This is a genomic window from Lelliottia sp. WB101 (genome assembly GCF_003051885.1).
Taxonomy (GTDB): Bacteria; Pseudomonadota; Gammaproteobacteria; order Enterobacterales; family Enterobacteriaceae; genus Enterobacter; species Enterobacter nimipressuralis.
In genome coordinates, this window is the sequence record NZ_CP028520.1 from 2,746,536 (window position 1) to 2,773,389 (window position 26,854).

A 26,854-nucleotide genomic window follows, 5' to 3' on the forward strand; every position below is an offset into this window, starting at 1 on the left:
ATGTCTGACGACCATCGTGTCTACAGCTATTCCGCCACACTCATGGGCTCCCCCATTCTTCTGAAGCTCTTTTCGAATAACGAAGCCCTCGCATCTCGCGTGTTTCGCCTCATCAAACAGTACGAAGACCTCCTGACCGTCAACCGCGCACCGTCGCAGGTGATGGACATCAACCAGGCCGCCGGGAAACACCCCGTCAGCGTCAGCCGTGCGGTGTATGAGCTGATCCGCGTCGCGAAGGCCGCAAGCACACTGGAAAACAGCGCCTTCAATCTGGCCATCGGCCCGCTGGTGAAGCGCTGGAAGATTGGATTTCAGGGCGACAGCGTGCCGCCCGCAGAGGAGATTGCAGCGCTGATGGCGCTGACCGATCCGGCTGATGTTTTACTCGACGACACGGCCAGCAGCGTATTCCTGACCAAACCGGGCATGGAAATCGATCTCGGGGCCATCGCCAAAGGCTACATTGCCGACAGGGTGCGCGATTACCTGCGCAAAGAGGGGGAAACCCTCGGCCTGATTAACCTCGGCGGCAATATTCAGACGTTCGGCGCGCCGGAAGGGGGCTGGACCCTCGGTATCAAAACGCCTTTCGGCGGGGCCGATGAGCTGGTCGGTACACTGACGGTGGAGAATAAGTCGGTGGTGACATCGGGCACCTACGAACGCTTTTTCGAACGCGACGGCAAGCGCTACCACCATATTCTGAACCCGCGCACGGGCTATCCGCTGGATAACGAACTCGATAGCGTCACCATTATCTCGACGAACTCTATCGACGGGGATATCTGGACCACGCTGATTTACGGGATGGGCGTGGAGAAGGGCTGTGCCGCGCTGCGCGCGCGGCCTGATATTGAAGCGGTGTTTGTCACCAAAACGAAAGAGGTGGTGCTCTCCTCCATGAAGCATTTCCGCTTCACGCTTCTGGACAATCGCTATCGCCTTACTGGCAATATTGTTTGAGCAGACCCGCCTGCTCTGGCTGCAGCCGGTAGCGATACACTGGACGCCCCGTCGCACCATAGTGAATGCTGGTGAACAGAATATTAATCTGCGCCAGCCAGATCAGATACTTACGGCACGAAACGCGGGAAATTCCCACTGAGTTCGCCAGATCGTCGGTGGAAAACTCGGTGTCAGGATGGGCTTCAATCCACTGGCAAATGGTGCGCAGCGTCTGCGGGGTTAAGCCTTTCGGCAGACGCTTGCTGTCTGCCAGCTCCGGCGCGCCGCCGTGCAGCAAACGATCCACATCGGCCTGCTCATAATACTGATGCGAGCCCATAAGCTGCTTCTTCTCCTTCCAGCCGTTTAGCGCCTCTTCAAAACGCGGGAACTGGAAAGGTTTGATCAGATAATCCACCACGCCGTAGTGCATCGACGTCTGAATGGTCGTGGCATCAGACGCCGACGAAATCATGATCACATCAATCGGGCGGCCAGAAGCGCGAATCACCGGCAGCAGGTCGAGACCGTTGTCCTGCTGCATATAGACATCCAGCAGCACCAGATCGACAGGCTGTGCAGGATTATTAATCACCGCTTCGGCCTGATTCAGCGTCGAGGCGACGCCGCAGCAGCTAAACCCCTCAACCCGGTTAACGTACAGACGGTTCAGGTCGGCCACCATGGCATCATCATCGACAATTAAGACATTTATCACGCGATTTTCCTCTCGCTATCCCAGGGGATCTGTACAAAAAATTGAGTAAATACGCCAGGCTCGGATTCGACGGCAATCTCACCGCCCAGTTTTTCGAGCTGCTGGCGAACAAGGAAAAGCCCCACGCCGCGATTTTCACCCTTCGTGGAAAAGCCCTTCGTAAAAATATGTTCCAGCTGCGCAGGATCGATACCCGGACCGTCATCGCTGATTTCACAGCTGAGCCAGCCATGTTGATAATGCATCAGCAGACCCACTTCGCCCTCAGGCTGGCCGGTCATCGCATCCAGCGCGTTTTCGATTAAGTTACCCAGCACGGTAATCAGCACCGTCACCTGTTCCGTATTCGGCGTGTCCGGCACCTGACACTCATCGGCCAGCGTCAGGGTATACCCGGCTTCCTTGGCGCGGTTGATTTTACCGAGCAGGAACCCGGCGATGACCGGTGATTTAATTTTATGCTGAATAGCGCCGATATCGGTCTGATAATTCTGCGCGGTCTGAATGACATACTCTTCGAGCTTGTCGTAGCGCTTCATGTGCAGCAGGCCGAGGATCACGTGCAGCTTATTCATAAACTCATGGGAGTGCGTGCGCAGGGCGTCGACATAGCTCACCATGCCATCCATGCGCTGCATCAGCTCGCGAACTTCGGTCTTGTCGCGAAAGGTGCTGATCGCCCCAATCACTGAATTCTGGCTTCTGACCGGAAAGGTGTTGCACAGCAGCAGACGTCCGTTGCAGTCGATCTCCTGATCCTGCAGGGCTTTTCCGGTTTGCGACACCCGGCGCAGGGAGGCGAGCATCGGCATGTGGCGCGGCTCATCGGTGCTGCTGGCGGGCAGGAGCAGGATCTGGCGGGCGGCATGGTTAATCATGGTCACGCGCCCCTGGCTGTCGACGGCGATCACCCCCTCTTTCAGAGACTGGAGCATCGCCTGGCGCTGTTCAAACAGGGCGGAGATTTCATAGGGTTCCAGCCCAAACAAAATCCGCTTGAGCAGATGCACTAAACCCCAGGTGCCGAGCGTGCCCATTAGCGCGCTGAAGAGCACCGTCCAGATCGCCCCCAGCGGCTGCGGCTGATCTGTTCATCGACTTTGTTGAGGGAAATCCCGACGGCGACCACGCCAATCTGCTGGTGATTATCGTCGTACACCGGCGTGAATACGCGCAGCGCTTCGGCCAGCACGCCGTGGTTGACCGAGACGTTCTCCTTCCCTTCCAGCGCGGGTTTGATGTCGTCGCCGATAAAGCGTTTGCCGAGCAGGGTGTTGTTCGGGTGAGAGTAACGCACGCCCTGCATGTTGGTGACAACCGCGAAAAGCAAATCGTTGCGGCGAGTAATCGCATCTGAGACGGACTGAATGGGGCTGTTTTCCGGCGAATGTTGCAGGCCGCGTTTCACATCCGGGCTGTCGGCGAGGGTACGGGCGATGGCCAGCGCGGTATCTTTGACGCCGTCGCGCGTGGCGCGGGTGACCTGCATAAAGTAGAGCGCGAACGTCACCAGCAATACCGACCCAATCACGCTGCACACCATTAGCGTGACCAGGGTATTGAGCTTCATCGGGCGCTTGCGCGTCATGGCTAAAGGCTGCAAATCGCTCATCGAAACCCCGCGGATAATTATAAAGGGGTAATTATCGCTGATGACGGCGCTTTCTTAAAGCGATGTAAAAGCTGACGAATGCTCGCCTTTTCGTGACCCCCCTCGCAGGTCATCCATATAAAACACTTTATAGTGTGGGGGAATTCATAAATAAGGAGCAGTTTATGAGCGTTAAGCTGAACGGTTTGGTCACGGAAAGACGCCACGCGGATACGGCGGATATCGACAGGTTGTCGACCCTGGACATGCTGAATGTGATTCATCAGGATGATAAGTGCATTACCGATTCTATTACTCCCTTCTTACCCGTCATTGCCCGTGTGGTCGATAACGCGGCGGCTACACTGAGCCACGGCGGGCGGCTGTTTATTGTCGGCGCCGGGGCCTCCGGACGTGCGGCGCTGCATGCGGCGCTGGAGTTTGCGCCGGGAAAACACCCGGTGATGGGTCTTGATGCCGGAGACGGCGCGGGAAACTACGATCGCGGTGTGGCCGATCTGCAGGCGATGAATTTTGGCGATCACGACATGATGCTGGCGCTCTCTGTCAGCGGCAAAACGCCGTGGGTATGGGGGGCGATGCGCCACGCCTGGTCACTGGGATCGCCGGTCGCCATCATTACGCATGACGCACAAAGCGAAGCGGCACAGCTGGCGAACATGGTCATTGCGCCGCAAACCGGGCCAGACGCGGTAGCGGGATTTACGAATGCCAAAGCGGGGATGGCGCAAAAACTGATCCTCAATATGATTGCGACGGGATTAGCCGTTCGCACGGGCCGGGTTTACAGCAATATGCGCGTGGATCTGGAAGCAAAAAGCACCAAATGGGCCGAACGACAAATTGCGATTGTGATGGAAGCGGGTGGCTGCACGCGTGCCGTCGCTAAAGCGGCGCTGGAGAGCTGCAATCACCACTGTAAGACCGCCGTGCTGATGGTATTGACCGGTCTGGACGCCTGGCAGGCCCGTGATTTGCTCGAACAGAACAATGGATTTATTCGCGTGGCGTTGCAGGAAGCGCCGTAAATCCTGAGGTGGTGAACAAAAAGGTCGCAGATGCGGCCTTTTGTGTTTTTGAGATTCTGATGATTAATTGCGTGCGATCAACTTAAGGTAAATCCCTTCACCTTTACCGTCGCCTGACGACAAAAACAGTGCCAAAATGTGACTTTATTCACACTTTTGAACGCGCAATGTGAAAGCAGTAACGTCGTTACCGCTGCAGTAAAGGTTAAACATGGAACAGAACACGACTCGAGGCCTGGGAGGCAAGCTCGCCCTGTGGGCGTTTTACGCATTTTGCGGGTACTTTGCCTGGGCGATGCTCCGCTATTTATGGGTGGTCAGCAAAATTCCGTCTGCGCCGGATATGGTTGTCGAGGGTGATTTAGGCTCAACCAGCGGGAAGTGGATCGGTGCGTTTCTCGGTTTTCTGGTGCTCGGGGCGGTGGGCCTGATACTGGGCGGGATCGCCTGGTACACGCGCCCGCGCGGCAACAACGAGTGAATGGCTGACGGAAAATTGTTAAGGTGAGCGTTTTGTGAAGGAGAGAGCATGGAACTTGCCCACTGGCCCCAACGCTACGAAGCCTGGTTAACGGAACACCACGCCACGGATGATGCGGCCCATGATATTTCGCATTTCCGCCGCGTGTGGATGACGGCGCAGCGCATGATGGTGGGGCAACCCGTCGACGCGCTGGTCGTCCTGACGGCCTGTTATTTCCATGACATTGTCAGCCTGCCGAAAAATCATCCGGAACGCAGCCACTCCTCGCGGCTGGCGGCGCGCAAAACCCGGCAAATCCTCACTGATTTTTTCCCGGATTTCCCGGCGGATCGCTTTCCCGCCCTGGAACATGCCATCGAAGCCCACAGCTTCAGCGCCGGGATTGCGCCGCAAACCCTTGAAGCCAAAATTGTGCAGGACGCCGACCGGCTGGAAGCACTCGGTGCGATTGGTCTGGCGCGCGTCTTTGCCGTTTCCGGGGCGCTTGGCGTGGCGCTGTTTGATGCCGACGATCCCTTTGCGGATCAGCGCGAACTCAACGACAAACAGTTTGCCCTCGACCATTTCCAGACCAAACTGCTGCGTCTGCCAGAGACCATGCAAACCGAAATGGGGCGCGAGCTTGCGAAACATAACGCGCGCTTTTTGGTGCAGTTCATGGCGAAACTCAGCGCGGAGCTGCAGGGCGATTGTCTCGGCAGCGATGCGCAGGTGCTGAGCCGATTCCAGCGCAGTCTGTAGCGCCGAACTATGGTAATCTGTCCCCAGTCTCTTTTGCCCGGTTAAAGGTATGCAGGAAAAACGATCAGTGATACCGCCCGCACTTCTGCTGGCAGAGAAATCCACGGCCACGGTGCAGGCGTTATTAAGCAAACTGCTGACCATCTATGATGCGAAAACGCTGGTCAATGACCTGAATGCGCAAGGTGAAAGCCACTGGAGTCCTGCGATCCTGAAGCGACTGGTCACCAGCGAGCGGGCAGGGCACCGTCTTAGCGAGCGGGAATTCAGCTACCTGCAAAATCTGCTGCCGCGCCCGCCTGCCATTCATCCCAATTATGCTTTCCGCTTTGTCGACTTGTTCGCCGGAATCGGTGGGATCCGCAACGGATTCGAGGCCATCGGCGGTCAGTGTGTCTTTACCAGCGAATGGAACAAACACGCGGTACGCACCTATAAAGCCAACTGGTACTGCGATCCGCATGCGCACCATTTTAACGAAGACATTCGCGATGTGACCTTAAGCCACAAAGCGGGCGTCAGCGATGAAGAGGCGGCGGAGCATATCCGACAAAATATTCCTCAGCATGATGTGTTGCTGGCCGGCTTCCCTTGTCAGCCGTTCTCGCTGGCTGGCGTGTCGAAAAAGAATGCCCTTGGGCGGGCACACGGTTTTGCCTGCGACACCCAGGGCACGCTGTTTTTTGATGTTGTGCGGATTATCGACGCCCGTCGCCCGCCGATTTTTGTGCTGGAAAACGTCAAGAACCTGAAAAGCCACGACGGCGGAAAAACCTTCCGCATTATTATGCAAACGCTGGACGAGCTGGGCTATGACGTGGCGGATGCACAGGATATGGGGGCCGACGATCCCAAGATTATCGACGGCAAACACTTCCTGCCGCAGCACCGCGAGCGCATTGTGCTGGTGGGCTTTCGCCGCGACCTGAACCTGAAAGGCAACTTTACCCTGCGCGATATTCCGTCGCGCTATCCGGCGCATCGTCCTTCCGTGGCCGAACTGCTGGAGCCGGTGGTGGACGCCAAATTTATCCTCACGCCGGTGCTGTGGAAATACCTCTACCGCTATGCCAAAAAGCATCAGGCGAAAGGCAACGGCTTTGGTTTTGGCATGGTCGACCCGACCAATCCGCACAGCGTCACCCGCACGCTGTCGGCCCGTTATTACAAGGACGGAGCCGAGATCCTGATCGATCGCGGCTGGGATAAAGCGCTCGGAGAAGTGAATTTCGACGACCCGGAGAACCAGCGCCATCGTCCGCGCCGCTTAACGCCGCGCGAGTGCGCGCGCCTGATGGGCTTCGAATCGCCTCAGGGTTACCGCTTCCGCATTCCGGTTTCTGATACTCAGGCCTATCGCCAGTTCGGTAACTCCGTGGTGGTGCCTGCGTTTGCGGCGGTGGCAAAACTGCTTGAGTCGCGAATTCAACTGGCCGTCAAATTACGCCTGAGCGAGGCCGTCAATGACGGATGTGCACAATAAGGCGACGCGCAGCAAAAACATGCGTGCCATTGGCACGCGTGATACGGCGATTGAAAAACGGCTGGCAGGGCTTTTAACCCACAGCGGCTTTGCGTATCGCGTGCAGGATGCGGCCCTGGCAGGCCGCCCTGATTTCGTCCTCGACGATTATCAGTGCATCATCTTTACCCACGGCTGTTTCTGGCACCATCACGACTGTTATCTGTTTAAAGTCCCGGCGACGCGCACCGAGTTCTGGCTGACCAAAATCGGCAACAACGTGGCGCGTGACCAGCGTGATATCACTACGCTAATGGCGCAGGGCTGGCGCGTGTTGATTGTCTGGGAATGTGCCCTGCGGGGCAGATTGAAACTCGATGATGCCGCGCTGACCGAGCGGCTGGAGGAGTGGATCTGCGGCGGCGGTCAAACCGCGCAGATCGACACAAAAGGCATTTACGCGTTTACTGCTTTTCCACCTCACACGGGGTAACGGTCGGTTTCGCCGGGAACAGGTATTTCCCGAGCGTCACCAGTACCACCGCCATAATAATCACTCCCAGCGCTATCCATTCGACGGATGAGAGCACTTCTCCCGCAAAGGTCGTCCCGAGCAATACGGCTACCACCGGGTTGACGTAGGCGTAGCTGGTCGCAACGGCAGGGCTGACGTTGCGGATCAGGAACATGTATGAGTTGATCGCGATAATCGAGCCAAAAATTGCCAGATAACCGACCGCCAGGAAACCGGACAGCGTCGGCATCGTCGTCAGTTTTTCACCGCTCACGGCGGAGACGAAAAGCAGCGCAATGCCCGCCGCCAGCATCTCGATGGCACCGGCCATCATGCCGGAAGGCAGTTCCACTCGTGAACCCAGAACGGAGCCAAAAGCCCAGCTCAGGGAGCCAATCAGAATCAGCACCGCGCCCCACGGATTACCGCTCAGGTTCCCGCCGCTGTTGAGCAGAACAATGCCCGCAAGACCAATGGCGATCCCCATCCACTCCAGCTTGCGGGTGCGGATGCCGAACAGTCGGCTAAAGCAGAGGGTAAACAGCGGTACCGTGGCGACCACTACCGCCGCAATACCGGAGGGGACGTTCTGGTGCTCGGCCACCGTCACACCGCCGTTACCGACGGCCAGCAGCAGCAGGCCGATCAGCGCGGCGTTTAACATCGGGCGCAGCGATGGGAGTTTATGCCCGCGCAGCAGGAGAAATGTCAAAAGCAACACACCGGCAGAGAGAAAACGCACGCCAGCCATCATCAGCGGTGGCCAACTCTCCACGCCGATACGAATCACAAAATAGGTCGAACCCCAGATGATGTAGAGCGAAAACAGCGCTCCTACAAGAGGTAATAATTGCCGAAAACGCATAATCCTTCACCGCGATATAAAAAGGTCGCATACAGTAAACGTGAAAACTATCGGGCTGGCGAGTCCTTTAATTGTGTCTCTGATGTGAATTATTTGTTGACTTGAGCTGCCTGTTTCAGGGTTTCGCTTTTTGCTCCATACTATTCACTTAATTATCAAAATAAGAAGGATCAGATTTTGGCAGGAAGTAGCTTATTAACATTGCTTGATGATATTGCCACCTTACTGGATGACATATCAGTGATGGGAAAACTGGCCGCGAAGAAAACGGCCGGGGTGCTGGGGGATGATTTATCCCTTAACGCGCAGCAGGTGACGGGCGTGCGCGCCAACCGTGAGCTGCCGGTGGTGTGGAGCGTGGCGAAAGGGTCCTTTATCAATAAAGTGATTCTGGTGCCGCTGGCTCTGCTGATCAGCGCCTTTATCCCCTGGGCCATTACGCCGCTGCTGATGATTGGCGGGGCGTTCCTCTGTTACGAAGGTGTCGAGAAAGTGCTGCACTCCTTCGGTTCCCATAAAGACGCAGAGACCCCGCAGGCGCGCCAGCAGCGCCTGGAAGCGCTTGCGGCGCAGGACCCGCAGGCTTTCGAGCGCGATAAGGTGAAAGGGGCCATTCGCACGGACTTTATCCTCTCGGCTGAGATCGTGGCGATCACCCTTGGGATCGTGTCGGAATCGCCGCTGCTTAACCAGGTGCTGGTTCTTTCCGGTATCGCGATTCTGGTCACCGTGGGCGTGTATGGCCTGGTGGGTGTGATCGTGAAACTGGACGACATGGGCTATTGGCTGGAGCAAAAATCCAACGCGCTGGCAAAAGCGGTGGGTAAAGGTCTGCTGGTACTGGCGCCGTGGCTAATGAAATCACTCACCATTATCGGCACCCTGGCGATGTTCCTCGTCGGCGGTGGGATTGTGGTACACGGTATTCCACCGCTGCATCACGCGATTGAACATTTCTCCGCTGAATACGGAGCGGTGGTGGCAGCGATAGCACCGATGATCGCTAACCTGGTGATTGGCTTCATTATTGGCGCCATCGTGATTGCCGCCGTGAAGGGCATCGAAAAGCTGCGCGGGGTTTCGCACTAATTGTTCCCTGCGTCACTATGCAAAAATGCCATTCCTCGTCTAGATTGAAACAGTTTCACCCTGATACAGGAGGCGGGTATGGTCTTTGTGGTCAGTGATGAAGTTAGGTCAAAAAAGGGTGGTCCACCAATGATTGTCACCGGCTATTCCAGCGGTATGGTGGAGTGCCGGTGGTACGACGGGTACGGCATCAAGCGGGAAGCGTTTCGTGAAGACGAGCTTCTGCCTGGTGACGGACGACAGCGTCGCGACACGGCTTAATCACGCAACGCCCGGCTTGTCCGGGCGTTTTTGTTGACTATCGTCCTGCGCAGTGCTTGTCTTAAGATATCGAACCGCGGCGTTGGGTTATAAGCGGATGATGCAAGATTTCAGCAGGGAGTGTCTGTGCAGCGCGATGTCTATAAAGCAAAAAAGCAATTTCTGGAACGGTTACGCCATCATCCGGGAAAAATTGTTAATCTCTGTTTTTTGGTTGTCCTCATTTTTTCTACGATCCTGACCTGGCGCGAAGTGGTGGTACTTGAAGAGGCGTACATCTCAAGCCAGCAAAACCATCTGGAAAATGTCGCCAACTCCCTCGACCGACAGCTTCAGTTCAGCATTGATAAACTGCTCTTTTTTCGTCACAGCATGGGCGATGCGCTGCAAACGCCGCTCGGCTTTCGCGTGTTGCACGATGCGGTAACCAGCTTCAACAGCCTGCGCACCGACCCCTTCTGGCAGCTGGATGTCGACCAGCAGCGCACCTTGCCCATTAGCGGCGTCTCAGACGCAACGGTGGCGCGCACGACTTTGCTGGCGCGGGATAACCAGCGCATCGGCAACGAACTCTCCGCCGCGCTGGAGGTGGGGTATTTACTGCGTCTCGCCACCTCGACCACCGGTAAAGAGCGGCGTGTCTCGTACGTCTCGCGGGCGGGGTTTTTCCTCTCAACAGATCCCTCACCGCTCAATCACACCCTGATCTCGCGTTATTACGAGCTGGTGACGCGCCCGTGGTTTACCGAGCAGACCGAGCGGCAAAACCGCGCGCGCGGCGTGCGCTGGTTTATGGCACCGGTATCCGGGGCGCAGGAAGAGCGGGTGATCACCGCCAGCCTGCCGGTCTATCTGGACCACTACTGGTACGGCGTGCTGGCGATGGATTTCACCCTCCCGACCATGAAGCAACTGTTGACGGAAGCCGTCGATAAGCGCACGGACGGCGAGTATCAGCTTTACGACAGCCGCCTCAACCTGATCACCACCTCCGAGCCGCCGGACGGCCTGGTGAATCAGTTTGACGAGCGCGAGCGGGCGCAAATTGCCCACGCCATCGAAGGCGACACGGAAGGGGGGATTCGACTGAATTCGCGCTATGTCAGCTGGGAGCGGCTCGATCATTTTGATGGCGTGGTGCTGCGGGTTCATACCCTGCAGGAGGGCGTTAACGGTGAGTTCGGTAGCATCAGCATTGCGCTGGCCCTGCTGTGGGCGCTCTTTACGGCGATGCTGCTGATTTCCTGGCTGGTGATCCGTCGGATGGTCAGCAACATGTACCGGATGCAACATTCCCTGCAGTGGCAGGCGTGGCACGACCCGCTGACGCGTCTGAACAATCGCGGCGCCTTGTTTGAACGGGCGAAGGTGCTGGCCGAAGAGTGCCGTCAGCAGAAATTGCCGTTCTCCGTGATTCAGATCGATCTGGACCATTTCAAAAGCATTAACGACAGATTCGGCCACCAGGCGGGCGATAAAGTGTTGTGCCACGCAGCCGGGCTGATCGCCAGCGCGTTACGCACCAGCGACGTGGCCGGGCGTGTCGGTGGCGAAGAGTTTTGCGTGGTGCTGCCAGGGGCCACAACGCAGGAGGCGGCAAATGTCGCCGAGCGTATTCGCGCCTTTATCAATCGCAAAGAGATTCTGGTGATGAAGAGCACCACCACGCGGATCAGCGCCTCGCTCGGGGTGAGCAGTACGGAGGAGAACGGTAATTTCGACTTCCCGCAGCTGCAATCCATTGCTGATATGCGCCTCTACCTGGCGAAGCAGCAGGGGAGAAATCAGGTGATGTGGCGCGATGCCGATAAGAAATGATCGAGTCCTTCACTCCAGCCTTCCGGTCCCGGTTGGGTGGTGTGATAGACCCGCTCAGGAATGTCATCCTGTAGCTGAATGCCGAAACGGTTAATGCCTTTTACCACCACGGCGTAATCGACGTTATCGAGCAGCGGGGCGTCATTAGGGCCATCGCCCAGCCCGATGGTGGTGGGAACAAAACCCTCGCGTTTGCGATACTCGTCTATAAGCCAGTTCACCGCCTGATCTTTACCGCCGCGCGCGTCCAGAATGTGCCAGAACCGTGCTCCCTGCACGAACTTCAGACCGAGCTGGACCAGTTCGGCTTCAAACTGCGTCATACGCTCATCGCTGTCGCGCCAGATAAGGGTAATCGAGGCTTCATGCAGTCGCGCCAGCGCTGAGCGCTCGCGGTTAAGCCCGGTCCATTCCCCGATGACCCGTTCATCGACATCATCGAAGGTAGTGAATTTATACCCGGTGCGCTCCCGTATCGGATCAATCAGACGGCGAATCTCAGTGTGCGGTGTCCCGTTAATCAGGCGCGGCGCGTCGGGGTGATCGTCCCAGCGTACGTCGAGCTGAATAACCGCGCCGTTTTCGGCGATAAAGGGCAACCCTTCCAGCCCCAAATCCTGCTGAATTTCGAGCGTTTCGGCAGCCGTTTTGCTGCTGCATAAAATGACCGGGATCTGATGGTCCTGCAATTTATTCAGCCAGGACGTGGCAGGGCGCCAGTCATAGGTATGAATATCCAGCAGCGTACCGTCGAGGTCGGTAAAAACCAGCAGCGTCTCCTTAAGTAGGGACATAGCATCTCCTGAAAGGTGTTGTGCCTGAGATTAATCCTAAAACAAATTATGCATAAGTAGTCCCGATTCCGGAACCGATCCCGCCGACCCGCATGGGGCAAGGGCCGCGATTCATAATCAAAACTGACAGTTACCGCAAATAGCATTTATGAAAGGAATATATCCTTGTCATGCAATTTTATTGGGGATAAGGTAAATCCCACATCAGATTTCCTGGTGTAACGAATTTACAAGTGCTTCTTGCATAAGCAAGTTTGATCCCGGTCATCCCCATGACCGGGATTTTTTTCGCCTCACCGATTCACTTCGCTGACACTGAAATCGTGAATGTCTAATTCGAACGCCTCGGCCAGCTCACGGTAGGTGTGATAATCCCGTCCGTCGATGCTCACGCGCGTAGGATCATCTTCCGCACGCTTCACTTCGCTCTCACTGATTTCGTTAATCGCGGCCAGCAGGGCATCGACATCGACGTTCACCTCACGTTTCGCCGTGTCGCTGTACTCTTTCGCGGTCTTCATTCTTCATACCTCATTTCGCCGTTCCCAGCGTTAAGTATAGACTGCCCACAAAAGCGCCATTCACTCTTGCAACCGCTGCCAGTTGCTGCGTTTTGTTCTACACTGGCTCAAAACCACAGGAGGATTTTATGAAGGTCAACGATCGGGTCACCGTCAAGACGGACGGCGGACCGCGCCGCCCAGGCGTAGTACTGGCAGTGGAACAGTTCAACGAAGGCATCATGTATCTGGTGTCGCTGGAAGATTACCCGCTCGGCATCTGGTTCTTTAACGAGATTGGCCACTCTGACGGGATCTTTGTGGAAAAAGCAGAATCTGAGTAAGACGGTGTCGGGTGAGGAGAACTCGCCCGGCCCAAAACGAAAAATCTCTGGCCAGGCCAGAGATTGATATGTGTGAAGAGTGAAATTATTAGCGCATATTGACAAAAATACCGTTAGTCACATTATCTGTCAGACGAACAACATGATAGATGACCTGTTTATTATGCGTTTTTATTTTCCTTTTAATATTACCCTTATGTGACGATACCGTTTTTGCTTTGATATTCATCTGGTCAGAGATTTGAATTGTGCCCTGTCCCGCCATCCACATTCTCAGCATACTCGATTCAGTACGGCTTAATGATAACGTGGGTAAGTTAAACTCAGCTACACTCTTTGTCTCTTTATTCAAATAATCACCCAAAATGTCATCCAGCGACTCGGGCTTAATTGATTTAGAACTGATTAATAGGTTTTTACGCACTAGCAAATATTCATCGAAATGGATATTTGCAATGGCCATAAAAACAATAAACAGGGTTTTAGGATGTTGATTAATGATCTGCTTAATGTGCTGACTGTTGGCTGGATCGTGAATGAAACAGTCCTCATTAATAAACACCACGCCAGGCTTGTAAGTATCACAAGCGGCTGCAAGTTCGCCAACATCATGAACATCGTTGATGTCTCGCTTTTTAACCCCTCTGCTGGTCAGATACCCGGTTAGCCCTAGCCGGGTGTAACTGCATAAATCCATAATGATCGTTGACATGGCATACCCTCACTCAATGCGTAACGATAATTCACCATCTGCCTGAGAGCTCATAAACAGCCATACGGGATGGAATAAAAGGTATAAACCTGTGAGCAATACAAAGACTTTCAGGCGAACTCACTATCCCGTAAAGTTACGTATAATTTGCCAGGAATCATCTTAAAGTAAAGTAAATGTTGAGTAATGTGAAGGGCATAAAAACAAATAAACCGCACCAGATATATCCTGGTAGATGTTTTTCATGTTTTATTTTAAGAATATCCTTAGAGAGACAATATAAACATCAAGGATTAATATTCTTGGGTAGCTCGTGAACAATATCGGCCAGAAGATTAAACAGTTCGCCAAATAAATGTTCACAGAAGGGGGCGATAAGTGGCATTAACAAGCCCATCAATATCAGGCCGACGGTTAAAGTGATCGGGAAGCCAATGACAAATACCGACAGCTGCGGCGCCATACGGTTCAGTAACCCGAGCGCGAGGTTAACGGTCAGGAGAAGCGTAATGACCGGCAGCGCCAGCATCAGGCCGTTGAGGAAAATCAGCCCGGCCGCACGGACCAGCGCCATAAACGCATTGCTGTTCACCGGGTTTCCGCCGATCGGCAGCGTGTGGAAGGTATCCACCAGCATCGAAATCAGCCACAGGTGGCCATTGAAGGTTAAGAACAGCAGCAGCGCCAGCATATCGATGATACGCGCCAGCACTGGCATGTTGAGGTGGCTACCCGGGTCAATGAACGTGGCGAAGGACAGACCCATCTGCAGGCCGATCAGCTCACCGGCGGTACGGATGGCCGCAAACGCCAGCTGCATGGTAAAGCCAATCGCCACGCCAATCAGCACCTGCTGTAGCGCAAGCCAGACGGCCTGCGGGGAGAAAATCGCGACATTGACCGGCGGCAGATTAGGGGCAATCACAAAGGTAATCAGCATCCCCAGCCCAATTTTGACGCGCTTTGGGATCGATTTTTCGCTCAGCACAGGGGCGGTCATGATCAGTGCCATCACGCGCAGCAGCGGCCAGAAATAGAGTCCGAGCCACTGTATAAACTGGTCGCTGGTGAAATGTAGCATTCAGCCGATCAGCCGATGATGTACGGCAGGTTGGTAAACAGGTTGCGCATGTAGTCGAGCAACAGGTTTAACATCCACGGCCCGGCGATGATAATCGCCACGAAAACCGCGATGATCTTCGGGATGAAGGAAAGTGTCATTTCGTTAATTTGCGTCGCGGCCTGCAAAATACTGATGACCAGACCGGTGACCAGCGCCACCAGCAGCAGAGGGGCGGCCACGGAAATGGCGACTTTCATCGCCTCCGTGCCCATCATCATGACCGATTCGGGTGTCATTCGGCGTGCCTCAACTGTAGAAACTCTGCGCCAGCGATCCGACCAGCAGTTGCCAGCCGTCGACCAGCACAAAGAGCATGATCTTAAAGGGCAGGGCAATGGTGGCGGGGGCACCATCATCATCCCGAGCGCCATCAGCACGCTGGCGATCACCAGGTCGATAATCAGGAACGGGATAAAAATGGTGAAGCCAATCTGGAACGCGGTTTTCAGCTCGCTGGTCACGTAAGCCGGCAGCAGAATGCGCATTGGCACCGCTTCAGGTCCCTGAATCGGGCCGGTGTTCGCCAGGCGAGCAAACAACGCTAAATCCGCTTCACGGGTCTGGCGCAGCATAAATTCTCGCAGCGGCTGAGCGCCTTTTTCGAGCGCCACCTGCATGGAAATTTTGTCTTCACTGAACGGCTGATAGGCGTCGGCGTATATCTTGTCGATCACCGGCGACATAATAAAAAAGGTCAGAAACAGGGCTAATCCGAGCAGCACCTGGTTCGGCGGCGCGGAGGGCGTACCCAGCGCATTTCGCAGCAAACCAAAGACGATGATGATACGGGTGAAGCTGGTCATCATCAGTAGAACGGCCGGGATAAAGGTCAGGGCGGTGATAAACACCAGCGTCTGAACCGGCAGGGACCAGCTTTGACCACCACCGGCAATGGGGGTCGAAATCAGACCGGGTAATTGGGCATAGACCGCGGGAGTAAACAGGGCGATGCCTGCCAGCGTAAGGGACAACAAACGGCGCATCAGGATCTCCCGGAACGCTTAAGCAAACTCTTCATAACGGACTGAAAATCCGCTGGACTCTCTGCGTTCTCTGGCACCGTTTCCGGCGCAGGAGGCAGTTTATGCAGCACAGTAATTTGTGATGCCGTCACGCCCAATACCAGGCGCGCATCTTCTACTTCAACGATCACCACGCGCTCGCGTGGGCCGAGCGACGTACTGGCGCTCACTTTAAGACCGCGCGCGTGGGCGGTTTTACCCGCCAGGCCAAAACGTTTAGCCAGCCACGCGACGATCAAAATAAAGGCAATAATACCGAACAGCGCGCCGCTCACCTGGAGCAGCGGCGAGCCGGGAACCGCAGAGGGCTGTGATACCGTTGCCTGAGTTTTCATGCTTAACGGCTCAGACGACGCATACGTTCGGATGGGGTGATGATGTCGGTGATACGCACGCCGTATTTATCGGCTACCACCACCACTTCGCCCTGTGCAATCAGATAGCCGTTGATCAGAATATCCAGCGGCTCACCGGCAAGCCCTTCCAGCGCCACCACGGAACCCTGCGTCAGGCGCAGCAGCTCTTTGATGGTCATACGGCTACGGCCCAGCTCCACGGTCAGCTTGACCGGGATATCCATAATCAGATCGATATCCTGCAGCGTACCGCTGACGTCGCCGCCGCCTATCTGCTGAAAGACCGCGTCCGCCGCGCTTTTGCTCGGGGTTGCCTGTTGCTCGTTTAACGCATCAGCCCACAGATCGTCCAGTGCTCCGCTGTTTTCATCGGACGGATTGTTTATGTCACTCATTTGGGCTGTTCCTCATTCAGCGAATTCAATATCGGATTGATCAAGTGCTCAACGCGTAGCGCGTATTGACCGTTAACGGTGCCGTACTGACTGGTCAATACCGGTACGCCATCCACATGGGCAATTATGCGGTCGGGTTTTTCTATCGGCAGAACGTCGCCGGGTTGTAATTTCAGGATCTGGGACAGGCGCAGCGGGATATCCGCAAAGCTCGCCACCAGTTCAAGCTGTGAGTGCTGAACCTGACGCACCAGATTCTCGCGCCAGTTCTGATCTTCATTGCGCGAGTTTTCCAGCGGTGGGTTTACCAGCACTTCACGCAGAGGTTCAATCATGCTGAAGGGCAGACAAATATTAAATTCGCCGGTCAGGTTGCCGATTTCGACGTGGAACGGCGTATTGACGACGATATCGTTCGGCGACGTGGTGATGTTGGTGAATTTGACCTGCATCTCCGAACGCACGTACTCCACTTCTAGCGGGTTAATCGCTTTCCATGCGTCGCTGTAGGATTCCAGCGCCAGCTTCAGCATGCGGTTAATGACACGCTGCTCGGTATGGGTAAATTCGCGCCCTTCGACCTTCGTTGGGAAACGACCGTCACCACCAAACAGGTTATCCACCGCGATAAAGACCAGGCTCGGTGAAAACACGAACAGCCCGGTGCCACGCAGTGGTTTCAGGTGGATAAGGTTAAGGTTGGTTGGCACCGGCAGGTTGCGGGCAAACTCATGATACGGCTGAATGCGAATCGCCCCGACGGTGATGTCCGGGCTACGACGCAACAGGTTAAACAGCCCCATACGGAACTGACGCGCAAAACGTTCGTTGATGATCTCCAGCGCCTGCAGGCGCTCGCGCACCACGCGACGCTGGGTATTCGGGTCATAGGGGCGAATATCAGGTTCGCCGCCCAGTCCCGGTATTGGTTCATCACTCTTATCGCTGTCGCCATTGAGCAGCGCATCGATTTCCGCTTGAGAAAGAATACTATCGCCCATGTCTTTACCGCAGGATAAATGCTGTGTACAGAACGTCAGTGACTTCCTGCTTAGGTTGACCTGCTACCAGTGGCGCTGCCAGCGTTTGTTTGATGGCCTCGACCAGCTTTTGCTTCCCGTCATCGGTGGCAAGCCCGGAGGCGTCCTGACGAGAGAAAAGCAGTAACAGGCGGCTGCGCACTTCTGGCAGGTATTCGCTCAGACGGGTGCGAGTTGCGTCATCTTTCAGGCGCAGGGTAATGCCGACGTACAGCACGCGATCCGCATCACCGAGGTTAACGGTGAACGTATCCAGTGCGAAAAAGACCGGGGCCGGAGGCGGCGGGGGTTCGGCAACGGCAGCGGCTGACGGCGCCTGCTGTGAACGCCAGTAACTATAGCCAGCGGTCGCACAAGCGGCGAGCGTAATTAACACCAGCAGCGGGACCCAGATGGAGCGCTTGCTTTTTTTGGTGATAGCGGAGTCAGTCATCTGATTCGAGCATCCTGTTTCGGTACAGCTAATACAGTGATTATCCCGTGTCCTGCTTTGGTCAAAGCGTGGAAAAGACGGGGATAATCACGTTACCTCTGGCGTTTAGGCAAAGATGTCTACGGCGCCATTTCCACGTGCTGCGGACTGCAGTGCAGCAGGCGTGACCAGCAATTCATCGTTGTCGTCGTTAAATCCACCCTGCTGACCAGAGCGCGAAGCCTGCTGTTGCTGCTGGGAAGAGGACTGCTGCTGACCGGCAAAGCTCTCGCTGCTGATGTTGCTTTGCGACAGCTGAATACCGTTCTCCGCCAGCTGCGTGCGCAGCATAGGCAGCGCTGCTTCCAGCGCCGCACGCACGTTGCTGTGGGCTGAAACCATCTGCAACTGTGCCTGGTTATCTTCAAGTTTAAGCGAAATTTGCACTTGTCCCAGATCTTCTGGATGCAGGCGCAGTTCAGCGCTTTGCTGACCCTGTTTCGTGAACAGCGTGACGTGCTGACTGACGGCCTGCTGCCATTCGTGTGTCCCCAGCGGCTGGCTGATAACCGGCGCGGGAGCGGCGGCTGCGGCAGGCGGGGCGGTAATATTGCTGGCGAGAATTGGCGCAAGCGTTGAGGTTGGCGCCGTCGCCGAACCGGCACTCGCGACTTCCTGCTTCGCGGCAGAGGCTGCGGCTGCCGGTGTTAACGGCTGCGCGCTGGCTGGAAGAGGGGTGCTGTCCGCATCGGCGCTGTTTGCCTGAGTTTTACCGCGAAGCGAAAAATCAGCGACATCCATCAGTGAACCGCGTCCTGAAGCAGGCTGTGCCGCCGTCGGCTGCGTTGCCACTGTATGGGTCTCAACTGCCTGGGCAACGGCCGCCGTCGCCGTTTGCTGATGCGGTAACATCGCCATCAGCGCACTCAGCCCGGCCAGCTCTTCGTCGTTCAGATCTGTTTTGAGGTCATCTTTTTGCGCGTTCGCGTTCGCCGTCAGCGCTTTCAGTGCATCGCCGTGGGTGGCAGGAATTAACCCGGACACCAGCGTTTGCAGAGGGACCTCCTGCGCCGTGTCATCGGCCACGAGCTGATCCTGACGTGCCAGCAGAGTGGCGAGTTTTGTCTGGAGAGCGCTATCGCCGTCCTTGAGGATCGCCTCTTTCGACAGCTTGCTGGTGGCGGCTTTCAGGGACGCTAGCGTAATGGGCGCGTCTTTGCCCTGGCCGGCGGTGTCGCTTAACGCACCCGCCAGCAGGGAGAGAAAATCTTGCGCGCCTTCTGCGCCTTTTCCAGTCTGCGTACCGCCGGACAGGTCAGTGTCGGTCATCAGCAGTTGTTGCAGTGTGATCATTCCGGTTTCCTCGTTGATGCGCGCTGGGCAAACTCATCCATTTTTTTCTGATCAAGGCGGTTCTCGGCAAGCAGGGTGGCGGCGGTTTGTCGGTCCTGTAACGTAGTCCAGGCCTGGAGCCGCTGCTTTTTCTCTCGCCAGAAATTCAGTGCCTTATCGACTTTCTGGTCCCACTGGGACAACTGCTGGCGATGCTGCTCGATCGCCTTTTCCAGCGTCTGAATAAACTGCTGATAGTTAATCCAGCGCTGGCTGCCAATGCCCTGTGTCATATCGGTATTGAGGTTGGTGCGATATTCATGCTGATAGTCGATTAACATCGTCAACTGTTCTTCAGCCTGCTGATATCCGCGTCGCATTGCGCCAAGCTGCAGTGCGGCATCATCAACTTCTTTTTCAGCCAGATCTTTTAGCGTAGCTAATGCGCTGTTTTGCGCCATGATCTTCGCCCTCCACCTGTGTTACACCTGCGGGAATATCAGTTCCAGAGCCTGGATTGAGTCTTCCCAGTCGGCGCGTTCAAAAATACCTTGTTGCAAGAACGCTTCCAGTTGCGGCCAAAGCGTAATCGCCTTGTCCAGCATCGGGTCGCTGCCTTTGGCATATGCCCCCACGCTCACCAGATCGCGGTTGCGCTGGAAGCTTGAGAGCAGTTGTTTAAAGTTACGCACGCGGGCGTAATGTTTTTCGCTAATCAGCGCGGTCATCGCACGGCTGATCGACGCTTCAATATCAATCGCCGGATAGTGGCCCGCTTCGGCCAGACGACGCGAGAGCACGATGTGACCGTCGAGGATCGCACGCGCCGAGTCGGCAATCGGGTCCTGCTGGTCGTCGCCTTCGGTCAGAACCGTGTAAAACGCCGTCACCGAGCCGCCGCCGCTAATGCCGTTACCCGCGCGTTCAACCAGCGCAGGCAGTTTGGCAAACACCGAAGGCGGATAGCCTTTGGTCGCCGGTGGTTCGCCGATCGCCAGCGCGATCTCACGCTGCGCCATCGCGTAGCGGGTGAGGGAGTCCATAATCAGCAGCACATGCTGGCCGCGATCGCGGAAATCCTCGGCAATACGGGTGGCGTACGCCGCGCCCTGCATACGCAGCAGCGGGGAGACATCTGCCGGTGCGGCGATGACCACGGAACGTGCGCGGCCTTCAGCACCGAGAATGTTCTCGATAAAATCTTTTACTTCGCGGCCACGCTCGCCAATCAGCCCGACGACAATCACGTCGGCCTGGGTGTAGCGCGCCATCATCCCGAGCAGCACCGATTTACCGACGCCGGAACCGGCGAACAGGCCCATACGCTGGCCGCGACCAACCGTGAGCAGGGCGTTGATCGGGCGCACGCCCGTATCCAGCACGTGTTCAATGGCGGTACGTTGCAGCGGGTTAAACGGCTGGGTGATCAGCGCACCGGTTTCGGTGGTATCCGGGGCGGGCAGGCCGTCGAGTGGTTTACCTGCGCCGTCGAGGACACGGCCTAACAGCGCCGGACCGAGCGGCAATTGCTTGCCGCTGTGCAGCCCGTCGCCGGCATTATTTTTCGCGTAGACGCGCGCGCCGGGCAGAATGCCTTCCACCTCTTCCAGCGGCATCAAAAACAGTCGCTGGCCATTAAAACCGACGACTTCGCTTTCCACTTCGCGCGTTTCATTGGCGTCCTGACGTTCAATCACGCAGGTCGCGCCGAGAGGCAACTGCAAGCCGGTGGCTTCCAGCACCAGCCCGGTTGCGCGGGTCAGACGCCCGTAACGACGAACCGATGGCAGTTGCGCCATCTTCGTTTCAAAATTGTCGAGCGTGTTGAGCCAGCGCGTGAGACGGGCGGTCATCAGACAACTCCCGGTGCAGCCAAGCGGCACAGTTCCTGCCAGCGCGTGGCGACGCTGGCATCCAGATCGCCTTCGTCGGCAGAGACTTTGCAGCCGCCGTGATGTAGCGACGGATCGCCGCGCAGACGCCAGCCGTGCAGGCTCAGCGTCGCGCCCAGCATCTCTTCGACCCGCTGGAGATCGTCAGGGTGTACGCGCAGCTGAGGTTTACCGCTGAACAGCGGCTCTTGCTGGAGCAGACCCTGGATCTGTTTTATCAGCGCCGAGTTATCCACCACCGGCGTATGCCCGATAACCTGACGTGCCGCTTCCAGCGCCATCTGCATCAGGCGCGAGGCGATCACGCTATCCAGCGCGTCGAGGGTGTTCTGAAATTCGCTAACCAGCTGCTGCATCCGGGCATGGATCGGCGCCTGCTGCTGGCGAGACTGCTCAAGACCTTGCTCCAGGCCCTGTGCTTTGCCTTCTTCATAGCCTTGCTGGTGGCCCTGATGGCGACCTTCGCTCAGACCGGCGTTATAGCCTTGCTCATGCGCCTGCATTTGCAGCTGCGCCAGCATCTGCGCACGCTGCTCTTCTTCGCTCAGCTCTGGCGCCTCTTCGTCTGGCTCTTCCGTGAGGGAAGGGGCCAGCGCGGGCATAAACTCCGTCATCGGAGGGGCCAGATCGTCAGGAGTCCAGCGCTTCCACGGCAGCTCCTTAGACATACGCATCGTCTCCGCTGCCAATCACCATCTCGCCGGTTTCGGCCAGACGACGAACGATAAGCAGGATCGCTTTCTGCTCGTTTTCCACCTGAGACAGACGAACCGGGCCACGGTTGGCAAGGTCGTCGCGCAGGATATCCGCCGCACGCTGGGACATGTTGCGCAGGAATTTCTCGCGCAGCGGCTGCTCGGCACCTTTGAGGGCGATAAGCAGGGATTCGGAATCCACTTCCTGGAGCAGGCGCTGAACGCTGCGATCGTCGACCTCGACCAGGTTTTCGAACAGGAACATCTCGTCGATAATTTTCTGTGCCAGCTCGCCGTCGAATTCGCGAACGGCGGTAATAACGGCTTCTTCCTGCTGGGTTTTCATCAGGTTGATGATTTCCGCTGCAGTTCTCACGCCGCCCATTTTGCTGCGCTTGAGGTTCTGGCCGTCGAGCAGGCTGTTCAGCACTTCGGTCAGTTCCGCCAGCGCGGCTGGCTGGACACCCCCGAAGGTGGCGATACGCAGCATCACGTCGTGACGCAGACGCTCGTCGAACAGGGCCAGAATATCTGCCGCCTGACCCCGTTTGAGGTGGACCAGAATGGTGGCAATAATCTGCGGGTGCTCGTCGCGAATCAGGTCGGCGGCGCTCTGTGGCTCCATAAAGTTGAGCGTTTCGATGCCGCTGGCGGTATCGCGCGTCTCGAGAATGTCTTCCAGCAGGCTGGCAGCACGCTCCTCGCCCAGGGCTTTGACCAGGACGGAACGCAGGTAGTCGTTGGCGTTGACGTTGAGGGCAGCAAACTGTTCTGCTTCCTGCTCAAACTCCGCCAGCACTTCGGTCAGCTGTTTGTTAGAGATCTGACGTACGTTCGCCATCGCCGCACTGAGCAACTGCACTTCACGCTGGGAGAGGTGTTTGAACACCTCTGCCGCACGGTCTTCACCGATTGTCATCAGCAGGATGACGCTTTTATCTTTACCGCTTAGATTACTCATCTTCGTTACCCATCCACTGGCGAATCACCAGCGCGACGACGCGTGGATCGTTATCGGACATTTCGCGAATACGCTGGCTCATGACTTCAGCGCCCATGCGCTGGTTGGCACGGCGTTGCTGCATCTGCTCGTCTTTGCTCAGGCGAACTTCAACGGCATCTTCCGTTTCCTGACGCGAATTCATGCTTTCTTGTGCGGCTTTCAGCTGCTCTGCGCGACGGTTGAGCTGTGGACGAATACCTTTACGCCACAGCAGCCACGCCACAATCAGTACCAGTAACCAGCGGCCTGCAGACATCAGCTGATCGATAAACGACTGCTGTTGCCAGAATGGCAGCTCGCCACCCGTTTCGTCGGTCGCCGTGAACGGAGAGTTCACTACGTTCAGGGTGTCACCGCGTTTCTCGGAGTAGCCCATGGCTTCGCGGGTCAGGTCTTCGATCTGCTTCATCTGATCGGTGGTCAGCGGCAGCGGTTTTCCGTCCGGCAGCGTTTTGTAGTTCACCACCACGGCAACGGAGAGACGCTGTACATCGCCGACGTTCATTTTGGTATGGCGAATGGTACGGTCGACTTCGTAGTTAGTGGTCTCGTTACGGCTGGAGTTACGTGGACCCGTGCTGGCCGCCGTCGAGGTGGTCTGCTGTGCATTATTCTGCTGACCGTTCTGCTGATTTGCCGGAGGCGTCGAAATTGGCGCCGCGTTAGCCGGGGCAGGGGTATTCGAGAGCGCACCCGGTACGCCGCCCGGATTCTGGCCGCCGATCTGCTCGGTGGTGTTCAGCTGACGGGAACGCATCACCGCCTGAGCCGCATCGCCGTTCGGGCTGTACTGCTCTTCCGTCTGCTCTTTATTGGCAAAATCGATCTGTGCAGTAACCTGCGCGTGGACGTTGCCGGTGCCAACGATAGGACCGAGTATCGCTTCGATACGGCGCTGGACGCGGCCTTCCACGTCGGTTGCATACTTCAGCTGAGCATCGTTCAGGTCACGGCTGCTGGTATTGGACTGGGTCAGCAGATGGCCACCCTGATCGACCACGGTCACGTTACCCGGCGGCAGACCAGCTACGGCGCTGGAGACCAGATGGGTAATGGCGCTGATCTGCCCTTCGTCCAGCGCACGGCCGGGTTCGAGAGTGGCAGTTACCGAGGCGGTGGGCGATTTTTGCTCGCGCACGAAGAGGGACGGTTTTGGCATCGCCAGGTGTACACGGGCCGTTTTGACCGGGCCGAGCGTTTCGATGGTGCGGGCCAGTTCACCTTCCAGCGCACGCTGGTAGTTGATCTGCTCGCTGAACTGGCTGATACCGAACTTTTCCTGATCCAGCAGTTCGAAACCGACGGCGCCACCTTTCGGCAGACCTTGCTGGGCCAGACGTAAACGCAGTTCGTGGACTTTGTCCGCAGGAACTTCCAGCGCACCGCCGTTATCGGCGAAGCGATAAGGGATGTTCATCTGGGTCAGTTGGGTGACGATAGCCCCGCCGTCCTGATCGGACAGGTTACTATAAAGGGTGCGATAGTCCGGGCTTTTCGCCCACAGGACCATCGCCACGAGAATCGCAATAGCGGCAGCGCCTGCCACGATCAATGGGATTTTAGGGTTCGCGCGCAGGCGGTTCATCCACTCGAGCGATTTATTTTGCGGTGCTGCCGATGCTGTCGCAGTCATAGCGCACCTCGTGGCTCGTTGTGGATAACGTTATTCGTGTAGTGAAACAAAACTGACTCCCGGGTCGGCAAACACGACAAAAGGTCCATATTGATGGCCCTGCCATTATTTGATGATTCGGGATTTTCTATTCGTCAAATAACCTGGTTTTTTAACGCTATTTACCGCCATTATCTCATTGACAAGGTGCTAGTCTTGACCCCGTAAAAAACCATCCAGGGGAGAGTCATGGCAATACAAGGCATTGAAGGGGTGATCAGCCAGCTGCAGGCAACGGCGATGACAGCCCGTAATCAGGACGTTACGGACACACAATCGACGGTCAGCTTTGCAGGGCAACTGCACGCCGCTCTCGATCGCATCAGCGACACGCAAAACGCGGCACGCGCGCAGGCAGAGAAGTTCTCCCTCGGCGAACCGGGTGTGGCGCTGAACGACGTGATGACCGATTTGCAAAAATCATCGGTCTCTTTGCAGATGGGTATTCAGGTGCGTAATAAGCTGGTTTCGGCTTATCAGGAAGTCATGTCGATGCAGGTATAGGTTTTTAACCTGTTAAGTACGTCTTCTTAATTTCATCAGATCCAAATGTTGGGCATGGGCGGGGTAAATATGTCTATCTTCCCATGCCAGTAAGAAGAGAGTGCAATAATGCACACCCTGGTAACGTCCAATAACCGCATTCATTTTATCTACTGGTGATATATCACCTGTCGGTAGCAAACTTGTGGATATTGTCAGTTAATCAAATATAGCCCTTTGGGCGGTTGCATCGCAGTGCTGAGCCTGTAAAGCAGCAAATCAACCTGCCGAGAGAGACCCTTAAGTCTTTTCTCTAAGTTTCTCTTCGAGTTCAAGCAGTGTCATTTTTCGTTTTTTCAGACGTCTGGCGGGTGATCCAAAATAGACTGACCATGCCTCCGCATTTTTAGAGACCAGTGAATTTGCACCCACTGCGCAACCCTCGCCGAGCGTAACCCCAGGCAAAATAATAGTTTGCGAACCAACAATGGCATGTTTACCGATCTGAACGGGCGCGCGTATGACACCGGTAAACTCCTGCGGGACAGTGGGGTTGGTCATCACGGAGCCATCATAATTGTCGCTGGTGGTGTAGATTTTAACGCCCTGGGATAGCCCACTAAAGTCCTGCAACGTTACCCCTGCGCCCGCGAAAATCGCGCTGTAACCTCCGATATGCACCCAGGAACCGATGTGTAAAAAGCCGGGGTCGGCGGCGATAATGGTGCTGAAACCGTCGATGCGAACATTATCGCCAATGCAGATATTTTCTAATCCAATGAGGGTGCAGTTTTTTGCAATGAGGACGTTTTTTCCTACAGAGCCGATGCCGAAGTCCTTAAGTTCATTCTCATTGTAGTAGCCAGGATCGAAGGGATTTTGGCGCAAGATGAAGTTCTCCAGTGGGTATTCGGTGGCAGGTAAAAATTGTCAGTCTGAGCATAACCGCTTAGGGAATCAAACAATCGCATGAGCAGGTGGGAGGGTTCATCGTTGATTGCGCATTTACCCAGGTGACACGACTTCAGTGAGCAGAAAGTCTGGCGACATCATGCCTTTAATGCCACAATCTTTTTTTCTTCGCAGGCAGGAAAGATGATGAAAAAAATGATCATGGCTGGCGCGTTGCTGGCATTAACGGGATGTGTGCAGGTCGATAATTATCAGGACGTGATTAAGCATCCTGTTCCCTCAGATCTGGCGGGCTACTGGCAGACCAAAGGGCCGCAGAGCAAAATGGTGAGTCCGGAAGCGATCGCCACGCTGGTGGTGACAGAGCAGGGCGATACCCTCGATTGCCGACAGTGGCAGCGCGTGATTGCGGTGCCGGGTAAAATCATGCTGCGTTCAGATGATTATTACAACGTCACCAGCAAGCTGGATATCTATCCACTCGAACGCGATGGCAACACGCTGGAATATGATGGAATGGAGTTGCAGCGCGTCGCACGTCCAACGGTAGAGTGTGCAGATTACCTGACCAAAAATCCGCTTGAGAGCCAGGTGAAGTGAGTGTTTGCCGGGTAAGCGAGCGCGCCA

The 26,854-nt window shown here is 56.0% G+C and carries 30 protein-coding genes and 1 pseudogene; 12 read left to right on the forward strand and 19 right to left on the reverse strand.

The window, feature by feature from the left end; all coding sequences use genetic code 11:
• Nucleotides 1-966 (forward strand): FAD:protein FMN transferase, encoded by a 966-nt coding sequence (locus tag DAI21_RS13120; RefSeq protein WP_107703313.1) that lies wholly within the window; start codon nucleotides 1-3, stop codon nucleotides 964-966.
• On the opposite strand, the gene dcuR is transcribed toward DAI21_RS13120, so the two are convergent.
• Nucleotides 947-1,666 (reverse strand): two-component system response regulator DcuR, encoded by a 720-nt coding sequence (dcuR, locus tag DAI21_RS13125; RefSeq protein WP_100779675.1) that lies wholly within the window; start codon nucleotides 1,664-1,666, stop codon nucleotides 947-949. The two genes, DAI21_RS13120 and dcuR, sit on opposite strands and share 20 nt — an antisense overlap.
• A pseudogene (locus DAI21_RS13130) lies at nucleotides 1,663-3,278 on the reverse strand (sensor histidine kinase). The gene dcuR and the pseudogene DAI21_RS13130 overlap by 4 nt, the downstream one beginning before the upstream one ends.
• A 164-nt stretch (nucleotides 3,279-3,442) precedes the next feature.
• On the opposite strand from DAI21_RS13130, the gene DAI21_RS13135 reads away from it, so the two are divergent.
• From DAI21_RS13135 to DAI21_RS13155, 5 genes are all read left to right on the forward strand, one after another.
• Complete coding sequence (locus tag DAI21_RS13135) at nucleotides 3,443-4,306, forward strand: N-acetylmuramic acid 6-phosphate etherase (protein ID WP_107703314.1); 864 nt, start codon at nucleotides 3,443-3,445, stop codon at nucleotides 4,304-4,306.
• A gap of 211 nt (nucleotides 4,307-4,517) precedes the next feature.
• The gene (gene drpB / locus DAI21_RS13140) at nucleotides 4,518-4,787 is read left to right on the forward strand and encodes a cell division protein DrpB (RefSeq protein ID WP_100779678.1); all 270 of its coding nucleotides are present in this window, start codon (nucleotides 4,518-4,520) and stop codon (nucleotides 4,785-4,787) included.
• 48 nt (nucleotides 4,788-4,835) lie between these two features.
• On the forward strand, nucleotides 4,836-5,531 hold the full coding sequence (locus DAI21_RS13145; RefSeq protein WP_107703315.1) for a phosphohydrolase: 696 nt from the start codon (nucleotides 4,836-4,838) through the stop codon (nucleotides 5,529-5,531).
• 49 nt (nucleotides 5,532-5,580) lie between these two features.
• A complete protein-coding gene (locus DAI21_RS13150) occupies nucleotides 5,581-7,014 on the forward strand; it encodes a DNA cytosine methyltransferase (protein ID WP_233446152.1) in 1,434 nt (477 codons plus the stop codon).
• Nucleotides 6,995-7,486, forward strand: a complete 492-nt coding sequence (locus DAI21_RS13155; protein WP_107703317.1) for a very short patch repair endonuclease — start codon at nucleotides 6,995-6,997, stop codon at nucleotides 7,484-7,486. Before DAI21_RS13150 ends, DAI21_RS13155 begins: the two co-directional genes overlap by 20 nt.
• Here the strand turns inward: DAI21_RS13155 and yedA are convergent.
• Nucleotides 7,458-8,372 carry a drug/metabolite exporter YedA gene (yedA, locus tag DAI21_RS13160; RefSeq protein ID WP_107703318.1) on the reverse strand — a complete coding sequence of 305 codons (915 nt, stop codon included), beginning with the start codon at nucleotides 8,370-8,372 and terminating at the stop codon, nucleotides 7,458-7,460. The two genes, DAI21_RS13155 and yedA, sit on opposite strands and share 29 nt — an antisense overlap.
• 177 nt (nucleotides 8,373-8,549) lie before the next feature.
• Here yedA and DAI21_RS13165 point away from each other — a divergent pair, with 177 nt between their 5' ends.
• From DAI21_RS13165 to dgcQ, 3 genes are all read left to right on the forward strand, one after another.
• On the forward strand, nucleotides 8,550-9,461 hold the full coding sequence (locus tag DAI21_RS13165) for a DUF808 domain-containing protein (RefSeq protein WP_107703319.1): 912 nt from the start codon (nucleotides 8,550-8,552) through the stop codon (nucleotides 9,459-9,461).
• A 78-nt stretch (nucleotides 9,462-9,539) separates the two neighbouring features.
• Nucleotides 9,540-9,722, forward strand: a complete 183-nt coding sequence (locus DAI21_RS13170) for a YodC family protein (protein WP_107703320.1) — start codon at nucleotides 9,540-9,542, stop codon at nucleotides 9,720-9,722.
• 126 nt (nucleotides 9,723-9,848) lie between these two features.
• Complete coding sequence (gene dgcQ, locus DAI21_RS13175) at nucleotides 9,849-11,540, forward strand: cellulose biosynthesis regulator diguanylate cyclase DgcQ (RefSeq protein WP_107703321.1); 1,692 nt, start codon at nucleotides 9,849-9,851, stop codon at nucleotides 11,538-11,540.
• On the opposite strand, the gene DAI21_RS13180 is transcribed toward dgcQ, so the two are convergent.
• Entirely contained in the window at nucleotides 11,507-12,334 is an 828-nt protein-coding gene (locus DAI21_RS13180) for a mannosyl-3-phosphoglycerate phosphatase-related protein (protein ID WP_100779684.1), read from the reverse strand. The genes dgcQ and DAI21_RS13180 overlap by 34 nt on opposite strands.
• A gap of 293 nt (nucleotides 12,335-12,627) precedes the next feature.
• Entirely contained in the window at nucleotides 12,628-12,855 is a 228-nt protein-coding gene (yodD, locus tag DAI21_RS13185) for a YodD family peroxide/acid resistance protein (RefSeq protein ID WP_100779685.1), read from the reverse strand.
• Between the two features lie 128 nt (nucleotides 12,856-12,983).
• Here yodD and dsrB point away from each other — a divergent pair, with 128 nt between their 5' ends.
• Nucleotides 12,984-13,178 carry a protein DsrB gene (gene dsrB, locus DAI21_RS13190; RefSeq protein WP_181826524.1) on the forward strand — a complete coding sequence of 65 codons (195 nt, stop codon included), beginning with the start codon at nucleotides 12,984-12,986 and terminating at the stop codon, nucleotides 13,176-13,178.
• 88 nt (nucleotides 13,179-13,266) lie between these two features.
• On the opposite strand, the gene rcsA is transcribed toward dsrB, so the two are convergent.
• From rcsA to fliF, 13 genes are all read right to left on the reverse strand, one after another.
• Complete coding sequence (rcsA, locus tag DAI21_RS13195; protein WP_100779687.1) at nucleotides 13,267-13,890, reverse strand: transcriptional regulator RcsA; 624 nt, start codon at nucleotides 13,888-13,890, stop codon at nucleotides 13,267-13,269.
• A 286-nt stretch (nucleotides 13,891-14,176) separates the two neighbouring features.
• Nucleotides 14,177-14,971, reverse strand: coding sequence for a flagellar biosynthetic protein FliR (gene fliR, locus DAI21_RS13200; protein WP_100779688.1), 795 nt, complete (start codon nucleotides 14,969-14,971; stop codon nucleotides 14,177-14,179).
• A gap of 8 nt (nucleotides 14,972-14,979) precedes the next feature.
• A complete protein-coding gene (gene fliP / locus DAI21_RS13210) occupies nucleotides 14,980-15,996 on the reverse strand; it encodes a flagellar type III secretion system pore protein FliP (protein ID WP_370447031.1) in 1,017 nt (338 codons plus the stop codon).
• Complete coding sequence (fliO, locus tag DAI21_RS13215; RefSeq protein ID WP_107703322.1) at nucleotides 15,996-16,370, reverse strand: flagellar biosynthetic protein FliO; 375 nt, start codon at nucleotides 16,368-16,370, stop codon at nucleotides 15,996-15,998. Before fliO ends, fliP begins: the two co-directional genes overlap by 1 nt.
• Before the next feature lie 2 nt (nucleotides 16,371-16,372).
• Complete coding sequence (fliN, locus tag DAI21_RS13220) at nucleotides 16,373-16,786, reverse strand: flagellar motor switch protein FliN (protein ID WP_100779691.1); 414 nt, start codon at nucleotides 16,784-16,786, stop codon at nucleotides 16,373-16,375.
• Nucleotides 16,783-17,787 (reverse strand): flagellar motor switch protein FliM, encoded by a 1,005-nt coding sequence (gene fliM / locus DAI21_RS13225; protein ID WP_107703323.1) that lies wholly within the window; start codon nucleotides 17,785-17,787, stop codon nucleotides 16,783-16,785. Before fliM ends, fliN begins: the two co-directional genes overlap by 4 nt.
• Nucleotides 17,788-17,791: 4 nt before the next feature.
• Nucleotides 17,792-18,259 carry a flagellar basal body-associated protein FliL gene (gene fliL, locus DAI21_RS13230; RefSeq protein ID WP_100779693.1) on the reverse strand — a complete coding sequence of 156 codons (468 nt, stop codon included), beginning with the start codon at nucleotides 18,257-18,259 and terminating at the stop codon, nucleotides 17,792-17,794.
• 105 nt (nucleotides 18,260-18,364) lie between these two features.
• Nucleotides 18,365-19,591: a flagellar hook length control protein FliK gene (gene fliK / locus DAI21_RS13235; RefSeq protein ID WP_107703324.1), complete on the reverse strand. Its 1,227-nt coding sequence runs from the start codon at nucleotides 19,589-19,591 to the stop codon at nucleotides 18,365-18,367.
• On the reverse strand, nucleotides 19,588-20,031 hold the full coding sequence (gene fliJ / locus DAI21_RS13240; RefSeq protein WP_100779695.1) for a flagellar export protein FliJ: 444 nt from the start codon (nucleotides 20,029-20,031) through the stop codon (nucleotides 19,588-19,590). Before fliJ ends, fliK begins: the two co-directional genes overlap by 4 nt.
• Nucleotides 20,032-20,052: 21 nt before the next feature.
• Nucleotides 20,053-21,423: a flagellar protein export ATPase FliI gene (fliI, locus tag DAI21_RS13245; protein WP_100779696.1), complete on the reverse strand. Its 1,371-nt coding sequence runs from the start codon at nucleotides 21,421-21,423 to the stop codon at nucleotides 20,053-20,055.
• Nucleotides 21,423-22,130, reverse strand: coding sequence for a flagellar assembly protein FliH (gene fliH / locus DAI21_RS13250; RefSeq protein WP_100779697.1), 708 nt, complete (start codon nucleotides 22,128-22,130; stop codon nucleotides 21,423-21,425). The genes fliI and fliH overlap by 1 nt, the downstream gene beginning before the upstream one ends.
• A complete protein-coding gene (fliG, locus tag DAI21_RS13255; protein ID WP_100779698.1) occupies nucleotides 22,123-23,118 on the reverse strand; it encodes a flagellar motor switch protein FliG in 996 nt (331 codons plus the stop codon). The genes fliH and fliG overlap by 8 nt, the downstream gene beginning before the upstream one ends.
• Nucleotides 23,111-24,793: a flagellar basal-body MS-ring/collar protein FliF gene (fliF, locus tag DAI21_RS13260; RefSeq protein ID WP_100779699.1), complete on the reverse strand. Its 1,683-nt coding sequence runs from the start codon at nucleotides 24,791-24,793 to the stop codon at nucleotides 23,111-23,113. The genes fliG and fliF overlap by 8 nt, the downstream gene beginning before the upstream one ends.
• 228 nt (nucleotides 24,794-25,021) lie before the next feature.
• On the opposite strand from fliF, the gene fliE reads away from it, so the two are divergent.
• Nucleotides 25,022-25,336 carry a flagellar hook-basal body complex protein FliE gene (gene fliE / locus DAI21_RS13265; RefSeq protein ID WP_107703325.1) on the forward strand — a complete coding sequence of 105 codons (315 nt, stop codon included), beginning with the start codon at nucleotides 25,022-25,024 and terminating at the stop codon, nucleotides 25,334-25,336.
• A gap of 279 nt (nucleotides 25,337-25,615) precedes the next feature.
• Here the strand turns inward: fliE and DAI21_RS13270 are convergent, their stop codons facing one another.
• Complete coding sequence (locus DAI21_RS13270; RefSeq protein ID WP_107703326.1) at nucleotides 25,616-26,203, reverse strand: DapH/DapD/GlmU-related protein; 588 nt, start codon at nucleotides 26,201-26,203, stop codon at nucleotides 25,616-25,618.
• A 210-nt stretch (nucleotides 26,204-26,413) separates the two neighbouring features.
• On the opposite strand from DAI21_RS13270, the gene yedD reads away from it, so the two are divergent.
• The gene (yedD, locus tag DAI21_RS13275) at nucleotides 26,414-26,827 is read left to right on the forward strand and encodes a lipoprotein YedD (RefSeq protein ID WP_107703327.1); all 414 of its coding nucleotides are present in this window, start codon (nucleotides 26,414-26,416) and stop codon (nucleotides 26,825-26,827) included.
• The last annotated feature ends 27 nt before the right edge of the window (nucleotides 26,828-26,854 follow it).

Excerpts from the sequence above, each read along its gene's own strand:
- DAI21_RS13120 (WP_107703313.1), top strand. The coding sequence starts at position 1 with ATGTCTGACGACCATCGTGTCTACAGCTATTCCGCCACACTCATGGGC.
- DAI21_RS13135 (WP_107703314.1), top strand. The coding sequence starts at position 3,443 with ATGAGCGTTAAGCTGAACGGTTTGGTCACGGAAAGACGCCACGCGGAT.
- drpB (WP_100779678.1), top strand. The coding sequence starts at position 4,518 with ATGGAACAGAACACGACTCGAGGCCTGGGAGGCAAGCTCGCCCTGTGG.
- DAI21_RS13145 (WP_107703315.1), top strand. The coding sequence starts at position 4,836 with ATGGAACTTGCCCACTGGCCCCAACGCTACGAAGCCTGGTTAACGGAA.
- DAI21_RS13150 (WP_233446152.1), top strand. The coding sequence starts at position 5,581 with ATGCAGGAAAAACGATCAGTGATACCGCCCGCACTTCTGCTGGCAGAG.
- DAI21_RS13155 (WP_107703317.1), top strand. The coding sequence starts at position 6,995 with ATGACGGATGTGCACAATAAGGCGACGCGCAGCAAAAACATGCGTGCC.
- yedA (WP_107703318.1), bottom strand. The coding sequence starts at position 8,372 with ATGCGTTTTCGGCAATTATTACCTCTTGTAGGAGCGCTGTTTTCGCTC.
- DAI21_RS13170 (WP_107703320.1), top strand. The coding sequence starts at position 9,540 with ATGGTCTTTGTGGTCAGTGATGAAGTTAGGTCAAAAAAGGGTGGTCCA.
- DAI21_RS13180 (WP_100779684.1), bottom strand. The coding sequence starts at position 12,334 with ATGTCCCTACTTAAGGAGACGCTGCTGGTTTTTACCGACCTCGACGGT.
- yodD (WP_100779685.1), bottom strand. The coding sequence starts at position 12,855 with ATGAAGACCGCGAAAGAGTACAGCGACACGGCGAAACGTGAGGTGAAC.
- dsrB (WP_181826524.1), top strand. The coding sequence starts at position 12,984 with ATGAAGGTCAACGATCGGGTCACCGTCAAGACGGACGGCGGACCGCGC.
- rcsA (WP_100779687.1), bottom strand. The coding sequence starts at position 13,890 with ATGTCAACGATCATTATGGATTTATGCAGTTACACCCGGCTAGGGCTA.
- fliR (WP_100779688.1), bottom strand. The coding sequence starts at position 14,971 with ATGCTACATTTCACCAGCGACCAGTTTATACAGTGGCTCGGACTCTAT.
- fliP (WP_370447031.1), bottom strand. The coding sequence starts at position 15,996 with ATGCGCCGTTTGTTGTCCCTTACGCTGGCAGGCATCGCCCTGTTTACT.
- fliO (WP_107703322.1), bottom strand. The coding sequence starts at position 16,370 with ATGAAAACTCAGGCAACGGTATCACAGCCCTCTGCGGTTCCCGGCTCG.
- fliN (WP_100779691.1), bottom strand. The coding sequence starts at position 16,786 with ATGAGTGACATAAACAATCCGTCCGATGAAAACAGCGGAGCACTGGAC.
- fliM (WP_107703323.1), bottom strand. The coding sequence starts at position 17,787 with ATGGGCGATAGTATTCTTTCTCAAGCGGAAATCGATGCGCTGCTCAAT.
- fliL (WP_100779693.1), bottom strand. The coding sequence starts at position 18,259 with ATGACTGACTCCGCTATCACCAAAAAAAGCAAGCGCTCCATCTGGGTC.
- fliK (WP_107703324.1), bottom strand. The coding sequence starts at position 19,591 with ATGATCACACTGCAACAACTGCTGATGACCGACACTGACCTGTCCGGC.
- fliJ (WP_100779695.1), bottom strand. The coding sequence starts at position 20,031 with ATGGCGCAAAACAGCGCATTAGCTACGCTAAAAGATCTGGCTGAAAAA.
- fliI (WP_100779696.1), bottom strand. The coding sequence starts at position 21,423 with ATGACCGCCCGTCTCACGCGCTGGCTCAACACGCTCGACAATTTTGAA.
- fliH (WP_100779697.1), bottom strand. The coding sequence starts at position 22,130 with ATGTCTAAGGAGCTGCCGTGGAAGCGCTGGACTCCTGACGATCTGGCC.
- fliG (WP_100779698.1), bottom strand. The coding sequence starts at position 23,118 with ATGAGTAATCTAAGCGGTAAAGATAAAAGCGTCATCCTGCTGATGACA.
- fliF (WP_100779699.1), bottom strand. The coding sequence starts at position 24,793 with ATGACTGCGACAGCATCGGCAGCACCGCAAAATAAATCGCTCGAGTGG.
- fliE (WP_107703325.1), top strand. The coding sequence starts at position 25,022 with ATGGCAATACAAGGCATTGAAGGGGTGATCAGCCAGCTGCAGGCAACG.
- yedD (WP_107703327.1), top strand. The coding sequence starts at position 26,414 with ATGAAAAAAATGATCATGGCTGGCGCGTTGCTGGCATTAACGGGATGT.